Genomic DNA, 15,984 nt, shown 5'->3' with positions numbered 1-15,984 from the left:
ACCATCGTTGAAGAAGGCTGGGTAGAAGACAGCTACGTCGACGGCACCAACCCCGTTGCTATCGACCTGACCCCCAAGCCCGAAGTCAAGGAAGAATGGGTTAAGGACGACTACGTTGACGGCGAGACCATCGTTGAAGAAGGCTGGGTAGAAGACAGCTACGTCGACGGCGAGACCATCGTTGAAGAAGGCTGGGTAGAAGACAGCTACGTCGACGGCGAAACCATCGTTGAAGAAGGCTGGGTAGAAGACAGCTACGTCGACGGCACCAACCCCGTTGCTATCGACCTGACCCCCAAGCCCGAAGTCAAGGAAGAATGGGTTAAGGACGACTACGTCGACGGCGAAACCATCGTTGAAGAAGGCTGGGTAGAAGACAGCTACGTCGACGGCACCAACCCCGTTGCTATCGACCTGACCCCCAAGCCCGAAGTCAAGGAAGAATGGGTTAAGGACGACTACGTCGACGGCGAAACCATCGTTGAAGAAGGCTGGGTAGAAGACAGCTACGTCGACGGCACCAACCCCGTTGCTATCGACCTGACCCCCAAGCCCGAAGTCAAGGAAGAATGGGTTAAGGACGACTACGTCGACGGCGAAACCATCGTTGAAGAAGGCTGGGTAGAAGACAGCTACGTCGACGGCACCAACCCCGTTGCTATCGACCTGACCCCCAAGCCCGAAGTCAAGGAAGAATGGGTTAAGGACGACTACGTTGACGGCGAGGAAATCGTAGAAATCGACCTCACCCCCAAGGCTGAAACTCCTGCAACTCCTCTTGCACCCGAGAAGCCCGTAGTTCCTCTCGCCCCTGAGACCCCCGCAGCTCCCGAGAAGCCCTCAGCTCCTGTAGCAGCACCTGAGAAGTCTGCCCCTGCAGCCACTACTCCTGCGGCTTCTGCTCCCGCAGCTGCTGCCCCTGCAACCCAGCTAGCTAACACCGGTGCTGAAACCGCACCCCTGGCAGCTGGTTTCGGTGCCCTGCTCGCAGGTGTCGGCGCTCTCTTCGCTGCACGTCGCAAGAAGTAAAACAAAACCCTAAAAATTAGGGACCATACAAAACTGATGGGGCGCCCCAAGCCGGGGCGCCCCATCAGCTTTTATCACTTAGAACTTGAAGTTTACTCAGTGAACCCTAGGAATTAGGTCGCTGGAAAACCGGAATATTAGCCTGAGCAAAACGATAATACTCGTGGTTCTTAAGACCCGAGGCAGCAGCCTCATCTACCACCACCGTCACATCGGGGTGGAACTGCAAAACAGACCCAGGGCAGAAACTGCTCACAGACCCCTCAACCATAGCGGCAATCGCATCTGCCTTGTTAGCACCATCAGCTACCAGAACAATCTTGCGGGCCTCCATGATAGTCCCAATCCCCTGGGTCAGGCAGTGTACCGGCACCTGAGAAGTATCACCGTCAAAAAAACGGGCATTATCTTCTACAGTTTTAGGTGCCAAGGTCTTGATACGGGTACGAGATTGTAAAGATGAACCCGGCTCATTGAAACCAATATGCCCATTAGCGCCAATACCAAGAATCTGCACATCAACGCCCCCAGCCTGCCTAATGGCAGCCTCAAAATCTGCACATTCAGCCACAACGTCCTGGGCCATACCGTCAAGCACCCGCACCCGGTCAGCTGACAGACCAATCTTCTCAACCACCTGGGTACGCACCACGCTGTGATAGGACTGCTCGTGTTCAGGATCAAGGCCCACATACTCATCTAGGGCAAAGGCGCTCACTGAGCTAACATCAAGCCCGTTCTTGACCTTGTCAGTAAGATGGGCGTAGGTGCTCTCGGGTGATGAGCCGGTAGCCACCCCCCAAACAGTCTCGAGACCCTGACGGTTCTTCTTCTCGGTTACTGAAGCGATTAGGGAGGCAGCGTAGGCACCAGCCTGATCCTTAGTGTCACAGATAATAATTTCCATACTTTAATTTTACGAAAAAATATGGCTCCAAATAATTTACTGCCTTCGATAGCGTAAAATTTTCTGAACCTTCAGGTCATCAGAAGATACAATTTAAGGAAGTCACACAGAGGTACTAACCTATGAGACTTATTCATAAGGGGTTCCGCAGGCTCACGCTCGCTGTCGAGTCGACCCTCTCGCCTGGTTCGCTTTGCTGACAAGGCAATTCATCTCAGCCGCTGAGCCAGCAGATTCGCTGCGAGCCTGCTCCACCTACCCTAATGAATAAGCCTCTATGCTTCATCACCTAATACCCGGTTCGATATATTTACCCTCACAACCACAACCTACCGAGGAAGGCAATGACCAGCCTAATTCTCTATAAGAACCTCCTAGATTTCACATCAGATCAGACAAGCCGCAGCTGGATTTTGGTAGACGGCACACACATCGTCGCCCAGGGCCAGGCAGACAGCTGGAGCACCCATATCGACAGCGAAACACTCAACAAGGCCCAGATACAAGAAGCCGACGATAAGGTGCTGGCCCCCGCTTTTGTTGATATTCACTGCCACGGAGGCGGCGGCATATCCTTTGAGGACGCCCCCCACGTAGAAGCTGCCCTGGACCTTCACGGACAGGCAGGTACCGGCACCCTCCTCGCCTCCCTAGTATCAAATCCCCTCACCGATATGGGCAGTACCATGGCCACCTTACTGCCCCTCCTGGGTCAAGAGACCCCTGGTAGGGCCACCCTAGCAGGCTTCCATGCCGAAGGTCCCTTTATTTCCCCCCTTCACAAGGGGGCCCATAACCCCGCTACCCTGCGGGCCCCCTCAGCAGACCAGGTAGAAAGTCTCTGGGAAGCTGCTGAGGGTAAGCTTCTACAAATTACCCTTGCCCCAGAAGCAGATCAGGGTTTAGCGACCATTCGTCGCTGCATTGAGCTGGGTATCAGGGTAGCGGTGGGCCATACTGATGCCACCTATGAGCAGGCCAAGGCAGCCTTCGATGAGGGAGCCTCCCTGCTAACCCATACCTTTAACGCTATGCGTCCCCTGCACCACCGGCAGCCAGGCCCGGTAGCAGCAGCCGCTGATAGCTCCCACGTCACTCTGGAACTGATCTGCGATGGGGTGCATGTGCACGAACCTATGGTTCGAGCAGCTTTCGCCCTGGCCCCTGGGCGGGTGGCTCTTATTACCGATGCTATGGCTGCTGCTGGTTGCTCTGATGGGGCCTATAAGCTAGGTTCCCTGGCGGTTGAGGTGCAGGATTCAATCGCCCGTATTGCCGGTACAGACACTATTGCCGGTAGTACCCTCACCCTGGCCGCGGCCATCAAGCAGGCGGTGGCTTTCGGTATCCCCCTCAGGCAGGCGCTTGAGGCAGCTAGCAGCGTCCCTGCCCGGGCCCTGGGTCTAGACGTCTCCACCAAGAGCTACACCCTGCTCAAGGCTGACGGTTCCCTGCTGACTCCCCTCTCCCGCTGAACTTAAAGGAGTACAAGCCTAGAGGGCTTTAAACCCTTTGAGGGGGCAGGCTCATAAGGAGCCTGCCCCCTTCAAAGGGTTTTTCATTTACTTGCCGTATTTGGCTTCGAGGTTTTCGCGTACCTTGCGGCGCAGGGTCTTGCCCAGCATGGAGCGGGGTAGCTCGTCAACCTCGTAGTAGTTCTTGGGGACCTTGTAGCGGGTTAGGCGCTCGTAGCAGTGCTGCTTGAGTTCTTCAGGGTCAAGAGCGTGGCCCTCTGCCGGGATAATCGCGGCGGTGACCTTTTCACCGCCAGAGCCGTCGGTCAGACCGACAACAGCGCAGTCCGCTACCGAATCGTGCTGCTTGAGTACGTTTTCAACCTCTGTGGGTGAGACGTTGAAGCCGCCGGTGATGATGACTTCCTTGATGCGGTCAACGATTTCGATGAAGTAGTCGTGGTCTAGGCGTACGATGTCGCCGGTGCGTAGCCAGCCACCGGGCAGCAGGGTCTTGCTGGTGTCTTCGCCGCGTTTCCAGTAGCCGCGCATGACCTGGGGGCCGCGTACCAGCAGTTCGCCTTCGGCGCCGTCGGGTACGTCTTCGAGGGTATCGGGGTTGACCACGCGGATGTCGGTGGAGGGGAAGGGAACACCGATGGAGCCTGCTCGGCGGGTGGAGTTGAGGGGGTTGCAGGAGACCAGGGGTGAGCATTCTGAGAGGCCGTAGCCTTCGACCAGCATGCCGCCGGTGGCTTCTTCCCACTCAGCGACCAGGTCGGTGGGCAGGTGCATGGCACCGGAAACCGCGTAGCGGATGCCCTGCAAAGAGACATTGCGTCTCTTGGCTTCTTCGAGCATGCGGCGGTAGACCGGGGGCACTGCGGGCAGAACAGTGGGGGTTGTCTTTTTCATGGCCCGGAAGATCAGGTCCATGTCGACGGTGGGGAAGAGCACCAGACGGGCTTTGCAGACCGCTGCGATGGTCTGGCCCAGGGTCATACCGTAGGCGTGGAAGAGGGGCAGCACAGCGTAGATGACCTCGTCGTTGCCGGGCTGGATCCATTCTTCGCCCATGCGGCCGTTTGATTCGAGGTTGCGGTGGGTGAGCATGACGCCCTTGGGCAGGCCGGTGGTGCCCGATGTGTACTGCAGTAGGGCCAGGTCGTGGGCGGTGGGGCGGTGGTGGTCGGCTGCCAAGGGCTGGTTCTTCATGAACTGGCGCCAGGGGGTGGTGCCGCGGGCGGTGCCTTCAAGCTTTTCGCGGGATTCTTTGAGCTTGCCGATGGGCAATTTGAGGGCGGTGCGCATGGTGAAAGGCATTTCTTCAATCATGTTGACCGCGTAGATGTTCTTGGGACGGATGTCGGTGGGCAGGGAGGTGATATTATCTGCGATCTTGTCCCAGACGATGGCGGCCTTAGCACCGTGGTCTTCGAACATATGGCGTAGCTCGGCGGAGGTGTAAAGGGGGTTGTGCTCTACCACCACAGCGCCCAGGCGCAGAATCGCGTAGAAGGCTACGATGTGCTGGGGGCAGTTGGGCAGGACGAGGGCGACACGGTCACCGTGCTGAATGCCAGCTTTGCGCAGGCCCTCGGCAACGCGCAGGATTTGGTCGCCCAGTTCGCCGTAGGTGGTGGTGGCACCGAAGAATTCGAGGGCAATTTTCTGGGGTACGGTGCGGACGGCCTCGGCCATGAGGTGGCTGAGTGAGGTTTCTGGCAGGGCAACGTCTCTGTTGCTTTCTGGCCGGTAGTTCTTGACCCAGGGGCGATGGGCCAGGGGGAAGTCGGTGTCGGTGTGGGGTGAGTTTTCGGCTGACTGCATACACACGATTGTGCCACAGCGGGGGTAGAGCTGACATACTTAGGGGTATGGCTCGACGTAGAAATGACGATATTAGCCCCGAGGAATTCCGGGAGCTCATGCGTGAGATTAATAAGCGCATGATTATTGCCGGCCTCATTGTAATTGGGGTTGGTTTGGCGATTATTGGTCTGATGACCCTGATGTATGGGAGCTAGTGTGACGAACTGGAATGAGCTGCGCTCCGGTAAGAGCGTCTTTGAGCAGATGACAGCGGGGTTCGCCTACCGCCCCGATCAGGAGTGCGCCGATACCCACTACCGGGTGGTGGAGCTGGTGGAGGAATATACCCGCCTGTACCGGGCCCGCGATAGCCGCAAGCAAGAGGTGCTAGCCCAGATTGTGGGGTCCCTCGGTGAGGGCTCCACGATTCGGCCCTCGGTTGCCTTTGATTACGGGGTCAATACCCATATCGGTGCAGGCTGTTTCTTTAACTTTGGTTGCGTCTTTCTCGACGTTGCCCCTATTACCTTTGGCGATGCCGTCCTGGTGGGCCCCAACGTGCAGTTTTTAACCCCTACTCACCCCCTTAACCCGGTAGACCGCGAGGCCCTGTGGGAGGGTGGTCTGCCCATTACGGTGGAGCGCAACGTTTGGATTGGCGGCGGGGCGATTCTCTGCCCGGGCGTCACCGTGGGTGAGAACGCCGTGATTGGTGCCGGCGCTGTGGTGACCAAGGACGTCCCCGCTAACGCCGTGGTCGTCGGCAACCCCGCGAAGGTTATTAAGTATGTGAGTGCCGATGAGCGCCCCACCGACCCGGCCCACCAGTACAGCCCCCAGGCTCTGGGGCTGGCGTAAGTATTTTTTGTAGAAAGGGGCGCTGCCGGTGACCAACCAGCCTAAGAACCGTCGTGATTTTGATGAGTGGGACGCGGTCTTTGAGGACTCAGACCCCACCCGGGTGCTCGACCCTCGTACCTTCGGGCAGGACGCTGGTAGCAGCCAGGCCTCCACCCCTGCGGACGCCGGGGTCTCGGCTACCCGCTACCAGCATGTTCCGCCCACAGAGCAGAACCAGAACCACCAGCAGACTGTTCCGGTTCAGGCGCAGCCCCAGCCCACGCAGCAGGTTTATTCTGCTGAACCGGCAACTCCTGCCCAGCCGGTGCAGGCAGTGCCGGCGTCCGCCTACCCGACAGCACATCTAGGGGCGATAGCGTCCGCTGCTGCCCTCAAGCGGGTGCAGTTCATCCCGGCTTTCTGCGGTGCCCTAGTCGCCTATGCCCTGGCCACTGGCGGCCTGGCCCTAGCCCGCACGGTGATGGGTGTTCTAGGAGTTTCTACCTACAGCGGCCTGACCGAGACAGTTCTAGCTGTCACCACCCCCGCCAGCCGCACCCAGGCCCTGCCCTGGCTTATCACGGTTGCTGCCCTTATTGCAGTGGCCTTTGGCTTGGCCGGCTACACGGCCTCCCGCATGACGGCCCTAGCCCCCAGCAAGCAGGCTGTGGGCGTCCTTGCCGTTAGCGCCCTGGGCGTTCTGCTTGCCACCCTGCTCACCTGGGCAACCGCCCAGCTCACACATCCTCTAGCGCCCGCTTACGCCCTTCAGCCCCTCCTCACCCCTGATCTAGCTATCGGTGCCCTCACTACCCTAGCCACCGGCGTCCTGGCCCTGGTTGGCGCCCTTATCGGGGCCGGACTGGGCACCCGCTACCATCGGGCCCTGACCGGCGCAGACGCCCGAACCCACTAAGACAGCAGAAGCACGTCACAGCGCCCACAGTTCAGCCCACGAACCACACTTTGCCTGTAAAATATTTTCGTAAGAAAAAACACCCCAGTCTGCTCACCGCACCACATACAGCAACCGACGAGCAGCCACCGCCCACCGGTGAAGGTTGCGCCAGCACACGAGGTAAGTAGGGATCATGAGCGTAGTACGCGTAGGCATTGTCGATGACCACGAAGTCGTCCGCGAAGGTATGCGAGCAGTCGCAGCAGGCGCCAGCGAAATCGAACTGGTCGCCGCAGCCCCCACCGCAGCCGACCTGCTCGTTGCCCTGGGCCGCAGTCTCTCCGATCCCTCGTCCGCTGACCTGGGAAAGCTCAAGCGCGACTGCGATGTCGTACTCCTTGACCTCTCCCTGCAAGATAAGTCCCGCCCCTCAGAAAACGTCGATATCCTGCAGCGCGCAGGTATCAAGGTGCTTATCTTCAGCATCGGGGAGAACCCCGGCCTGATTCGTGAAGCCCTCAAGGCAGGGGCCCTGGGCCTGGTGCGCAAGTCAGAGCCCCTGGAACACGCCCTGGCAGAAGCCAAGAACATTGCCGAAGGCAAGGCCGTTGTCACCAAGGAACTGGCAGCAGCAATCGACGGTGACCATGAATTCTCCCGCGCCAACCTCTCACCCCGCGAGCAGGAAACCCTGCGCCTCTACGCCTCAGGTTTCGCGCAGGTGCAGGTAGCCCGCCGCATGGGCATCAAGCAGTCCGCTGTTAAGACCAACATCGACCGCATCCGCGAAAAGTACGCCCGCGTCGGCCGCCCCGCCCCCACCAAGATTGACCTGCGCATTCGCGCCATCGAAGACGGCCTGGTCGACTCCATGGAAGACACCTCCACCGCAGACCGCAACCTCTAAGAAGCGAAGACCTAAGGACGCACCCTGTCTACCACCACCGGCGGCGCCTCCCGGGACCTAGCCCACGCGCTACAACCATCGCGAGCGGACCGCATCCGTTCCTTCTCCTTCAAGTCGCTCTCCCTCACCACCGGGCAGCAGCGGCTCATGGGCCCGAGCTCCTTCGGCCTCTACTGCACCCTGGAAATCATCTACTCCCTGATTGCGGTAGGCCTGCTCTGCCAGTCGCTTGCCAACATCTCAGAGATCCGCGGGGGCGACTCCTACTGGTACCTGGCGATTATTCCCCTGCTGGTTGCCCACGCGGCCCTGCTCATGTTCAACGGCATCCGCAAGGAAGTCTCAGCCAAGGTCGTTAGCTTTATGCTGGCTATCGCCTACGGTTCCTACATTCTCTGGCCCTTCACTGCGGGCGCTGAGCACTCAGCTATTCCCTGGTCCTGGCTCTTTGGTATCTACGCCATGCTGGTTCCGGTCTTCGAAGAGAGCCCGCGCGAGAGCATTATTCACAGCGTCGTTTTCCCGGTGTTGCTGGTGGTCAGTTCGGTGGCAGCCCACCTGCTCAAAGGCTCCCCCCTCGATGCCACCGAGCTGCTCATTCGGGTAGCCTACCTAGGCTTCTGCTGCGCCCTGCTAGCGGGCCTGGCCCGCTTTGCCCTCAATGCCGTCCGCGAATCAGATAAGACCTACTACGAGACCCTCTCTGCCCAGCTTCTGCTCAACCGCTCCCGCGACTACGCCAAGGAGCTGCAGGACTTCGACAAGCTGGTACACGATAACGTCATGGCAGCCCTGCTCGACGCCAGCCGCAACCCCGGTGAGCTGCCCCAGCGCACCCGCCTGCTGGCCCGCCGCGCCATTGGCGTGCTCGAAGAAGAGGCCCTTAAATCCCAGCCCCAGCGCCCTATCACCTTCCAGGCCCTGACCGAGCAGATTGCCGAGGGCGTAGAACCCTGGAACCAGCGCCTGCGCTTTGTCTCCGACTCCATCGAAAAGCACCCGCTCGCCAGCCCCGACTCAACCCTGCCCTACACCGCAGCACGAGCCTTCACCCATGCTGTGACCGAGGCCGTGTCTAACTCGGCCCGCCACTCGGGCACCCGTACGACCCACATCTCGATTCGCACCGAGATGCGCCGTCCCTACAACTCCACCCGCGCCGACGAGGTACGCCCCTACATTCTGTGTACCATTTCCGATAAGGGCCAGGGCTTTTCAATGAGCGACATCGACTTCCGCCGCCTGGGCGTACGCGTGTCGATGATTCGCTCCATGGAGGACGCCGGCGGTATGGTCACCATTACCTCGGCGCCCGAGAAGGGCACCCGCGTCGTCGTCCAATGGCCCCACGAGGAACCCAATGCTGGCTAAGTACTACCGCTCCCGCATCCTCACCCTCATTCTGGGCACCGTCACCCTGCTGATTCTGGGGTCTTTCTTCTTCTGGTACGACCACTACACCGTCACCCGCGCCCCCCACTGGGCTATCCTGCTGAGTCTCTACGCGTTAGCGACGCTGCCGGTCTTCCTGCCCACCAAGCGCCTGGCTCTGCCCGACGTCATGATGCCCATCATCATGGTGCTGGCCCTGAACTCGGTCGATACCACCCTGAGCGCCATCAGCCACTCGATTACCTTCTCCAACCTCTCCTGGCCCCTCATGGCCTACACCCTGTTAGCTGCTGGGCTGGTGCTGCGCCGCCATACCTTCTTCGGCTGGCTTTTCTTTTGTGGCTTTGTAGTGCTGGTGCTAAGCTGGCACACCAACTATTTCGATACCCGGCTGACGCTCTCTACCGAGTTCGCTATCCCCTTCCTGCTCATGCTGGTGAGCATGATTGTGCCTAAGCAGATTGAGCAGGCGGTCTCTAAGACCAGGCAGGCCCGCGGTATGCGCATTATCGCGGACGCCGGGCGCGCCGAAGAGACCGATATGGGCGCTATTGCCACCCAGCGGGTGCAGGAGGTGCGCACTCTAACCGAGGACATGCTGCACCGTATCGCCTATAACGAGTCGCCGGTGACCCGCGCCGAGATGGACGAATTCCGCTTCACCGAGGCCCAGCTGCGCGATACGATTCGTGGCCGCTACATCGTGAACAAGGAGATTCTGGACGCCGCCTGGTTGGCCCGCCAGCGCGGGGTCAAGGTCGATATTCTGGACGAGCGCGGCTCGGCCCTACCTTCCCGTGTCTCGCTGGCCCTTACCCAGTGCGCGGTCGATCTTTTTGATAACGCGTCAGGCGGTACTATCACGGTGCGTGCCTTCCCAGCCGATGACCAGACCGCCGTTATGCTGGTGCACGACGGCAACTCAGAGGACGAAGAGCCTAGCGCCATTGAGATTTCGCAGACCGGTGTGATTGAGCGTTTCTAGGGCTTAAATAGTCTGGAGATTCCACCTTTGGTGGGGCAGTCTTGTGGGCATTTTGAGGGAAGCAGCCAGGCTACTGCCCACCGCTTATGGCCTAGTGTCGCCCTATATGAGGACATACAGCGACTGCGGGGCTCAGCTAAAATTTAAGTACCTTGAATGCTTCTTGCATCGAGTCGGGGGACTCGGTGTTCTGGCAACGTTGGGGAACTGACCCAGAGATTATAAAGGGAGGCACTTCAAGGGCATAAGGTAACCTGCGAGACCTGAACCTATGTGGGCTCAGTGCCTATAGATTCGGATTTCTTGGGGGAGATAATTCGGATTATGCTCCAGGTTTCGTACCTTGGCGTTGTGAGGCTCCCGCCCTAATCGGCGGGAGCCTCACTATGTTCACACTTGTTCCGTTGGTTTTTAGCCATCAGGTTGAACTTCCAATGGGGCCGGCGAGGTTACCGTGTGCTTCAAGGACCGGGCGCTCTTTGAGTGCCCGGTCCTTGTGCTTTCCCGGCTCTTTTACATATCCAGGAGCAGGGCCGGTTCTTCGAGAATCGAAGCGACATCTGCCAGGAACTTAGCGGAGAGGTCACCGTCGAGGACGCGGTGGTCAAAAGAGCCGCCCAGGGTTGTGACCCAGCGGGGAATCACTTCGCCATCTACAACCCAGGGCTTCTGCTTGATGGTGCCGAAGGCAATGATGGCGGCCTCACCGGGGTTGATAATCGGGGTTCCGGTGTCAATGCCCAGAGAGCCGATGTTGGTGATGGTCATGGTGCCCTGCTGCATTTCGGCGGGCTGGGTTTTGCCTTCGCGGGCCCGGGTGGTCAGATCATTGAGGGCCAGTGCCAGCTCGCGCAGGTTCATGGTCTGGGCGTCCTTGATGTTGGGAACCATCAAGCCGCGCGGGGTGGCTGCGGCGATGCCGAGGTTCATAAAGTGCTTAATCTGGATCTCGGAGTCTGTCCATGTGGCGTTGACCTGCGGGGTACGGGCGGTTGCCCAGATGACGGCCTTGGCCAGAATCAAGAGCGGGGTGACTTTGACGCCCTCAAACTGAGGGGACTTTTTAAGTCTCTTGACGAACTCCATGGTGCGGGTGGCGTCTACATCCACGAAGATGGATACGTGCGGGGCCTTGAAAGCCGACTCAACCATGGCTTTGGCGGTGGCCTTGCGGACGCCCTTGACCTTGATGCGTTCGATACGGTCGCCGCCAGCACCGGCGGGAATCCAGAAGCTGGTGGGGTCGATGGTGTCGGTGACGCTGGCTTGTTCGGTGAGGCTCAGGTGGGCTGCATAGTTGAGCAGGTCGTGTTTGGTCACCTGCCCTTGATCCCCGGTGGGGGTCACCTGGGCCAGGTCGATACCCATGTCTTGGGCGGCTTTACGCACGGGGGGCTTGGCCAGGGGCTGGCGGCGGGGCACCTCGCTGGTGCCGGTTTCTGCGGGTAGCTCATGGCTTCCCAGGCGGCGGAGCATTCCCTTGCCGCCTTCGCCCAGGAGCTTGCCCGCGCGGGCGGGCAAGCCGGTCAGCAGCTGGCGGCGGCTGTCTGTTGTGCCCAGCGGTGCAGAGGTAGGTACCTGAGCGGACGCAGCAGCGCCGGTAGGTGCCACAGTCGGCTGGGCTGATGCAACAGCGGGCGGACTAGCTTTCTTGCGGGCCCGACGTTTGACGGGGTCGGCTTTGGGGCCCGAGCCTACCAGGGCATTGCCGCCGCCCTGCTCCCCTGCCGGTGCGGCGGCCTGCTGGGGGGCGGCGTCCGGATGCGCTGCCGCAGGTCTACGCCCCCCGTCAGCTTCGATGCCTTCCCCGGCGATAGCGATGATGGGGGTGCCGACCTCTACCGTCTGACCCTCGGCGACCAGGAGCTCCTGCACTGTGCCCTCGTAGGGGGAGGGCAGCTCAACAACCGACTTGGCGGTCTCGATTTCAACAAGTACATCGTTGACCTCAACGGTGTTACCGGGGGCTACCTTCCAGCTGAGGATTTCTGCCTCGGTGAGGCCTTCGCCCACATCGGGCAGGTTAAACATCTGTGACATGGTGTGCCTTTCGGGCTTTAGTAGGCCAGGGAACGGTCGACGGCTTCGAGCAGGCGGTCTATGCCGGGCACGTACTCTTCTTCGACACGGGAGACGGGGTAGGGCATGTGGTAGCCGCCCACACGAATAACGGGGGCCTCTAAGTGGTAGAAGCAGCGCTCGGTGATGGCAGCTGCGATGTCTGAGCCGATACCGCCGAAGGTGGGGGCCTCGTGGGCCACGACCAGGCGACCGGTTTTTTGTACCGAAGCCTCGATGGTAGGTATATCAAGCGGTGAGAGGGAGCGCAGGTCGATGACCTCGATGGAGTGGCCGTCCTCAACCGCTGCCTGGGCGGCAGCCAGGGCCACCGGAACCAGCGGACCGTAGGCGGCGATGGTCAGGTCGTCACCCTCTCGCACCACCTGGGCGGTAAAGGGGTCGAAGTCGGTATCTGCGAAGTTGACCTCGCCCTTCATCCAGTAGCGGCGCTTGGGCTCGAAGTAGATGACCGGATCGGGATGGGCGATGGCTTTGCGGAGCATCCAGTAGGCATCGTGGGGGGACGAGGGGGTCACCACGCGCAGGCCCGGAGTGTGGGTGAAGAGGGCCTCGGGGGATTCCGAGTGGTGCTCTACCGAGCCAATCATGCCGCCGTAGGGAATACGGACGGTAACAGGCACCTCGTACTGGCCGTGGGTGCGACCGTGCATTTTAGAAAGCTGTGAGGTGATCTGGTTGAAGCCGGGGAAGACAAAACCGTCGAACTGGATTTCGGGTACCGGGCGGTAACCCCGCAGGGCCATGCCGATGGAGGTTCCGATAATGCCGGATTCGCCCAGGGGGGTGTCCATGACGCGGGTGGGGCCAAAAGTCTTTTGCAGGCCGTCGGTTACGCGGTAGACACCGCCGAGTTTTCCGATATCTTCGCCCAGGGCCAGAACCTTGCGGTTGGCGGTCATTTCATCGTGTAGGGCGCGGGTAATAGCCTTAGCCAGGGTTAGGGTTTCGGTGCCCTGCTGATGGGTCTGGTCTGACATGGTTTAGTCCTCCTCGAAGCCGTCATTGTAGGCGCGGTAGAAGGCGCGGTCGTCCTCAACCTGCTGGTGGGGGGCCGCGTAGGCGCGGTCCAGGTAGGTTTCGATGGTGTCGGGTTCGCTGGCAAGAACGTAGGAGCGGACGCCCTTCACCTGCTCTTTGGTGTAGACGGCGACCTCATCGAAGAAGGCGTCATCGGCCTGACCGCTGGCGCGCAGGTAGGCTTCGAGACGCACCATGGGGTCGAGCGGCTCGTAGGTGGCGCCGTGGTCTTCGGGGCGGTACTTGGTGGGGTCGTCGGCTGTGGTGTGGGGGCCGAGCCGGTAGGTTTCTGCCTCAATCAGCACGGGCCCCTCCCCCGCCCTAATTTTGTCCATGGCGTAGCGGGTGGCGGCGTAGACGGCTAGCACGTCGTTACCGTCCACGCGCAGGCCCTCAAAACCGTAACCAGCAGCACGGGTTGAGATGGGCACGCGGGACTGCACGCTAAAGGGCACAGAGATGGCCCAGTGGTTATTTTGCACGAAGAAAAGGACGGGCGCGTTGTAGCTGGCCGCAAAGACCATAGATTCGTGTACATCGCCTTCGGTGGTTGACCCGTCGCCAAAGTAGACCGCTACGGCGGGCTTCTCGGCGTCATGTTCGGGGTCAGTTCCCTGCCCCTGGCCGGTCTGGGCTTCGCCCGTTTCTGCCTGGATCTCGGCGTCGAGGTTCAGGCCCATGGCGTAGCCGGTGGCGTGGAGTACCTGGGCTGCCAGCACCAGGGTGTAGGAGTGCAGGTTGTGTTTTTTGGCGTCCCAGCCCAGGGTGCCTGAGCCCCGAAAGAGGGGGGTGATCTCTTCGGGGGTGATGCCGCGTTCAAGCAGGACACCGTGGTCGCGGTAGGAGGGGAAGATGTAGTCGTTGGCTGCCAGGGCACGGGCGGACGCCACCTGGGCAGCTTCCTGCCCGCGGGAAGGTACCCAGAGGGCCAGCTGCCCCTGGCGCTGAAGAGCTGTCATTTCGTCGTCGAAACGCCGGGTCAGGGCCATGGTGCGGTACATGTCTTTGAGGTCTTCGCCGGTGAGTTCGCCGGCGTAGGCTGAGAAGCTGGTGTGGGGGGTGGTCTCACCCGCTTCGTTCATAAGCTGGATACGCTCTGGCGTTCCCCAAGGGTTATCTGGGGTTTGTGTCTGTGACATGGGGGTCTCCGGTCTTGCTCTGTTAGTACCTTTTCTTAACCCTACGCCTGCCAGTGGGCAGAGAGGGTCTATTTTTAGAATTTTGAGGGATTAATTGCAAATAAGTTGATAGGTGGGCAGGGATAGTCCCCACCCACCTATCCGTGTGCCCGCTTAGAAGGGCTTGGTGGTGCGCTCTTCGAACTCTGCTGCGATTTTGAGCAGGCGGGCGTTGGCCTCGTCCTCACCGATGCTCACGCGCACACCCTCGCCCGCAAAAGCGCGCACGGACAGGGCGTTAGCTTCTGCCAGAGCGGCGAAGGCTGCCGAGTGCTCGCCCAGGGGGAGCCAGACGAAATTGGCCCGGGTTTCGGGTACCCAGTAGCCCAGCTCCTGGAGCCCAGCGACGACCTTTTCACGCTCAGCCACCAGGTGCTCCACGCGCTCCATAACCTCATCGTTGTGTTCGAGGGAGGCCACGGCGGCCTTTTCAGCCAGGGCGCTCACCGCAAAGGGGGTGGCGCCCACGCGCAGGTGAGCAGTGACCTCGGGGTGGGTGATGGAGTAGCCCACACGCAAGCCCGCCAGGCCCTGGGCCTTGGAGAAGGTGCGCAAAATAGCGACGTTGGGGTAGTCGGGGTAGACGTCCAGGCCGTTGACGGGAGGCTCTTGCCCTTCAGGAATCTCGGAGGCCGCGCAGAACTCGAAGTAGGCCTCGTCAATCACCACGAGCACATCGCTGGGCACCTTGGCTAGGAAGTCACGCACCTGGGACTCGGTGACGGCCGGGCCGGTGGGGTTGTTGGGGGTGCAGATAAGGATGACGCGGGTCTGGTCGGTTACGGCGGCAGCCATGGCATCTAGGTCATGGGCGCCGTTGGGCAGGTTGGGCACCTGCACGCTCTTAGCACCGGCCAGGCCAACGCAGATGGGGTAGGCTTCGAAGGAACGCCAGGCGTAGATAACTTCGTCCTGCACACCGTCGGCGTGGGTACCTGCAAAGGTGGTCAGAATCTGGGTCAGGGCACCTAGGCTTCCTGCGCCGGTGACGATATCCTCGGGGTCAACCTCCAGGTGCTCCCCTAGCGCAGTACGCAGGGCAGTTGAGAGCGGGTCGGGGTAGCGGTGGACGGTATCAAACTCAGCCAGAATCTGAGCGACCGAGGCTACCGGCCCGAAGGGGTTCTCGTTGGATGAGAGCTTGTACTGGGTAATCCCCTCAACCGGTGCCGGAGGTTTACCTGCGGCGTACTTGGGGAGCTGATTGAAAACCGGGCGGGGGTGCAGCCCGGAGCGCTGTGAACTTGTCATGCTATCCATTCTAGTGTTGCAGGCCACAAAATCTAGGGTTGGGGGTACCGCTCTTTTGGTCAGCGGTGCACGCAACCGGTGGTTGCAGCCCTCTCTTTCTGGTAAAGTTTTCTTTCGTTCGCCCCTGATAAAGGGGTAGGAACAGGCCTCCATAGCTCAGGGGTAGAGCATTTCCCTCGTAAAGAAAAGGTCGTCAGTTCGAATCTGACTGGGGGCTCCATCAACAAAATTT

The 15,984-nt window shown here is 60.3% G+C and carries 14 protein-coding genes and 1 tRNA gene; 9 read left to right on the top strand and 6 right to left on the bottom strand.

All coding sequences use genetic code 11. The annotated features are described in order from the left end of the window. Positions 1 to 1,029: LPXTG cell wall anchor domain-containing protein (locus VSX42_RS10255; RefSeq protein WP_326504183.1), on the top strand; the 1,029-nt coding region annotated here is incomplete at its 5' end. A gap of 106 nt (positions 1,030 to 1,135) precedes the next feature. Here VSX42_RS10255 and nagB read toward each other — a convergent pair. Then, positions 1,136 to 1,936 (bottom strand): glucosamine-6-phosphate deaminase, encoded by an 801-nt coding sequence (gene nagB / locus VSX42_RS10250; protein WP_326504182.1) that lies wholly within the window; start codon positions 1,934 to 1,936, stop codon positions 1,136 to 1,138. A gap of 344 nt (positions 1,937 to 2,280) precedes the next feature. Here nagB and nagA point away from each other — a divergent pair, with 344 nt between their 5' ends. Continuing rightward, entirely contained in the window at positions 2,281 to 3,411 is a 1,131-nt protein-coding gene (gene nagA, locus VSX42_RS10245; RefSeq protein ID WP_326504181.1) for an N-acetylglucosamine-6-phosphate deacetylase, read from the top strand. Positions 3,412 to 3,498: 87 nt separating this feature from the next. Here nagA and VSX42_RS10240 read toward each other — a convergent pair whose 3' ends face one another. After that, positions 3,499 to 5,220: a long-chain-fatty-acid--CoA ligase gene (locus VSX42_RS10240; protein ID WP_326504180.1), complete on the bottom strand. Its 1,722-nt coding sequence runs from the start codon at positions 5,218 to 5,220 to the stop codon at positions 3,499 to 3,501. A gap of 47 nt (positions 5,221 to 5,267) precedes the next feature. Between VSX42_RS10240 and VSX42_RS10235 the strand changes: the two genes are divergently transcribed. The 6 genes from VSX42_RS10235 to VSX42_RS10210 all read left to right on the top strand — a co-directional run bounded on the left by VSX42_RS10235 (position 5,268) and on the right by VSX42_RS10210 (position 10,224). After that, entirely contained in the window at positions 5,268 to 5,417 is a 150-nt protein-coding gene (locus VSX42_RS10235) for a hypothetical protein (RefSeq protein WP_326504179.1), read from the top strand. A gap of 1 nt (position 5,418) precedes the next feature. Then, complete coding sequence (locus VSX42_RS10230) at positions 5,419 to 6,060, top strand: sugar O-acetyltransferase (protein WP_326504178.1); 642 nt, start codon at positions 5,419 to 5,421, stop codon at positions 6,058 to 6,060. Between the two features lie 28 nt (positions 6,061 to 6,088). Further along, positions 6,089 to 6,958, top strand: a complete 870-nt coding sequence (locus VSX42_RS10225; protein WP_326504177.1) for a hypothetical protein — start codon at positions 6,089 to 6,091, stop codon at positions 6,956 to 6,958. Between the two features lie 175 nt (positions 6,959 to 7,133). Continuing rightward, entirely contained in the window at positions 7,134 to 7,847 is a 714-nt protein-coding gene (locus VSX42_RS10220) for a response regulator transcription factor (protein ID WP_237185161.1), read from the top strand. A gap of 147 nt (positions 7,848 to 7,994) precedes the next feature. Beyond that, positions 7,995 to 9,218: an ATP-binding protein gene (locus VSX42_RS10215; protein ID WP_326504176.1), complete on the top strand. Its 1,224-nt coding sequence runs from the start codon at positions 7,995 to 7,997 to the stop codon at positions 9,216 to 9,218. Further along, positions 9,208 to 10,224: a hypothetical protein gene (locus VSX42_RS10210; RefSeq protein ID WP_326504175.1), complete on the top strand. Its 1,017-nt coding sequence runs from the start codon at positions 9,208 to 9,210 to the stop codon at positions 10,222 to 10,224. Before VSX42_RS10215 ends, VSX42_RS10210 begins: the two co-directional genes overlap by 11 nt. A 513-nt stretch (positions 10,225 to 10,737) precedes the next feature. Here VSX42_RS10210 and VSX42_RS10205 read toward each other — a convergent pair. The 4 genes from VSX42_RS10205 to VSX42_RS10190 form a co-directional block, all read right to left on the bottom strand. Next, the gene (locus VSX42_RS10205) at positions 10,738 to 12,264 is read right to left on the bottom strand and encodes a dihydrolipoamide acetyltransferase family protein (RefSeq protein WP_326504174.1); all 1,527 of its coding nucleotides are present in this window, start codon (positions 12,262 to 12,264) and stop codon (positions 10,738 to 10,740) included. 17 nt (positions 12,265 to 12,281) lie between these two features. Beyond that, on the bottom strand, positions 12,282 to 13,283 hold the full coding sequence (locus VSX42_RS10200) for an alpha-ketoacid dehydrogenase subunit beta (protein WP_326504173.1): 1,002 nt from the start codon (positions 13,281 to 13,283) through the stop codon (positions 12,282 to 12,284). Between the two features lie 3 nt (positions 13,284 to 13,286). Then, the gene (locus tag VSX42_RS10195; protein ID WP_326504172.1) at positions 13,287 to 14,462 is read right to left on the bottom strand and encodes a thiamine pyrophosphate-dependent enzyme; all 1,176 of its coding nucleotides are present in this window, start codon (positions 14,460 to 14,462) and stop codon (positions 13,287 to 13,289) included. Between the two features lie 153 nt (positions 14,463 to 14,615). Beyond that, positions 14,616 to 15,752, bottom strand: a complete 1,137-nt coding sequence (locus tag VSX42_RS10190) for a histidinol-phosphate transaminase (RefSeq protein WP_326504171.1) — start codon at positions 15,750 to 15,752, stop codon at positions 14,616 to 14,618. A 145-nt stretch (positions 15,753 to 15,897) separates the two neighbouring features. On the opposite strand from VSX42_RS10190, the gene VSX42_RS10185 reads away from it, so the two are divergent. Further along, positions 15,898 to 15,972 (top strand) — tRNA-Thr (locus VSX42_RS10185). Positions 15,973 to 15,984 lie beyond the last annotated feature (12 nt).

It is taken from the genome of Rothia nasimurium, from assembly GCF_035916755.1.
GTDB lineage: Bacteria > Actinomycetota > Actinomycetes > Actinomycetales > Micrococcaceae > Rothia.
Note: the sequence above shows the minus strand (reverse complement) of the source record. Positions and strands in the feature narration are given on the sequence as shown.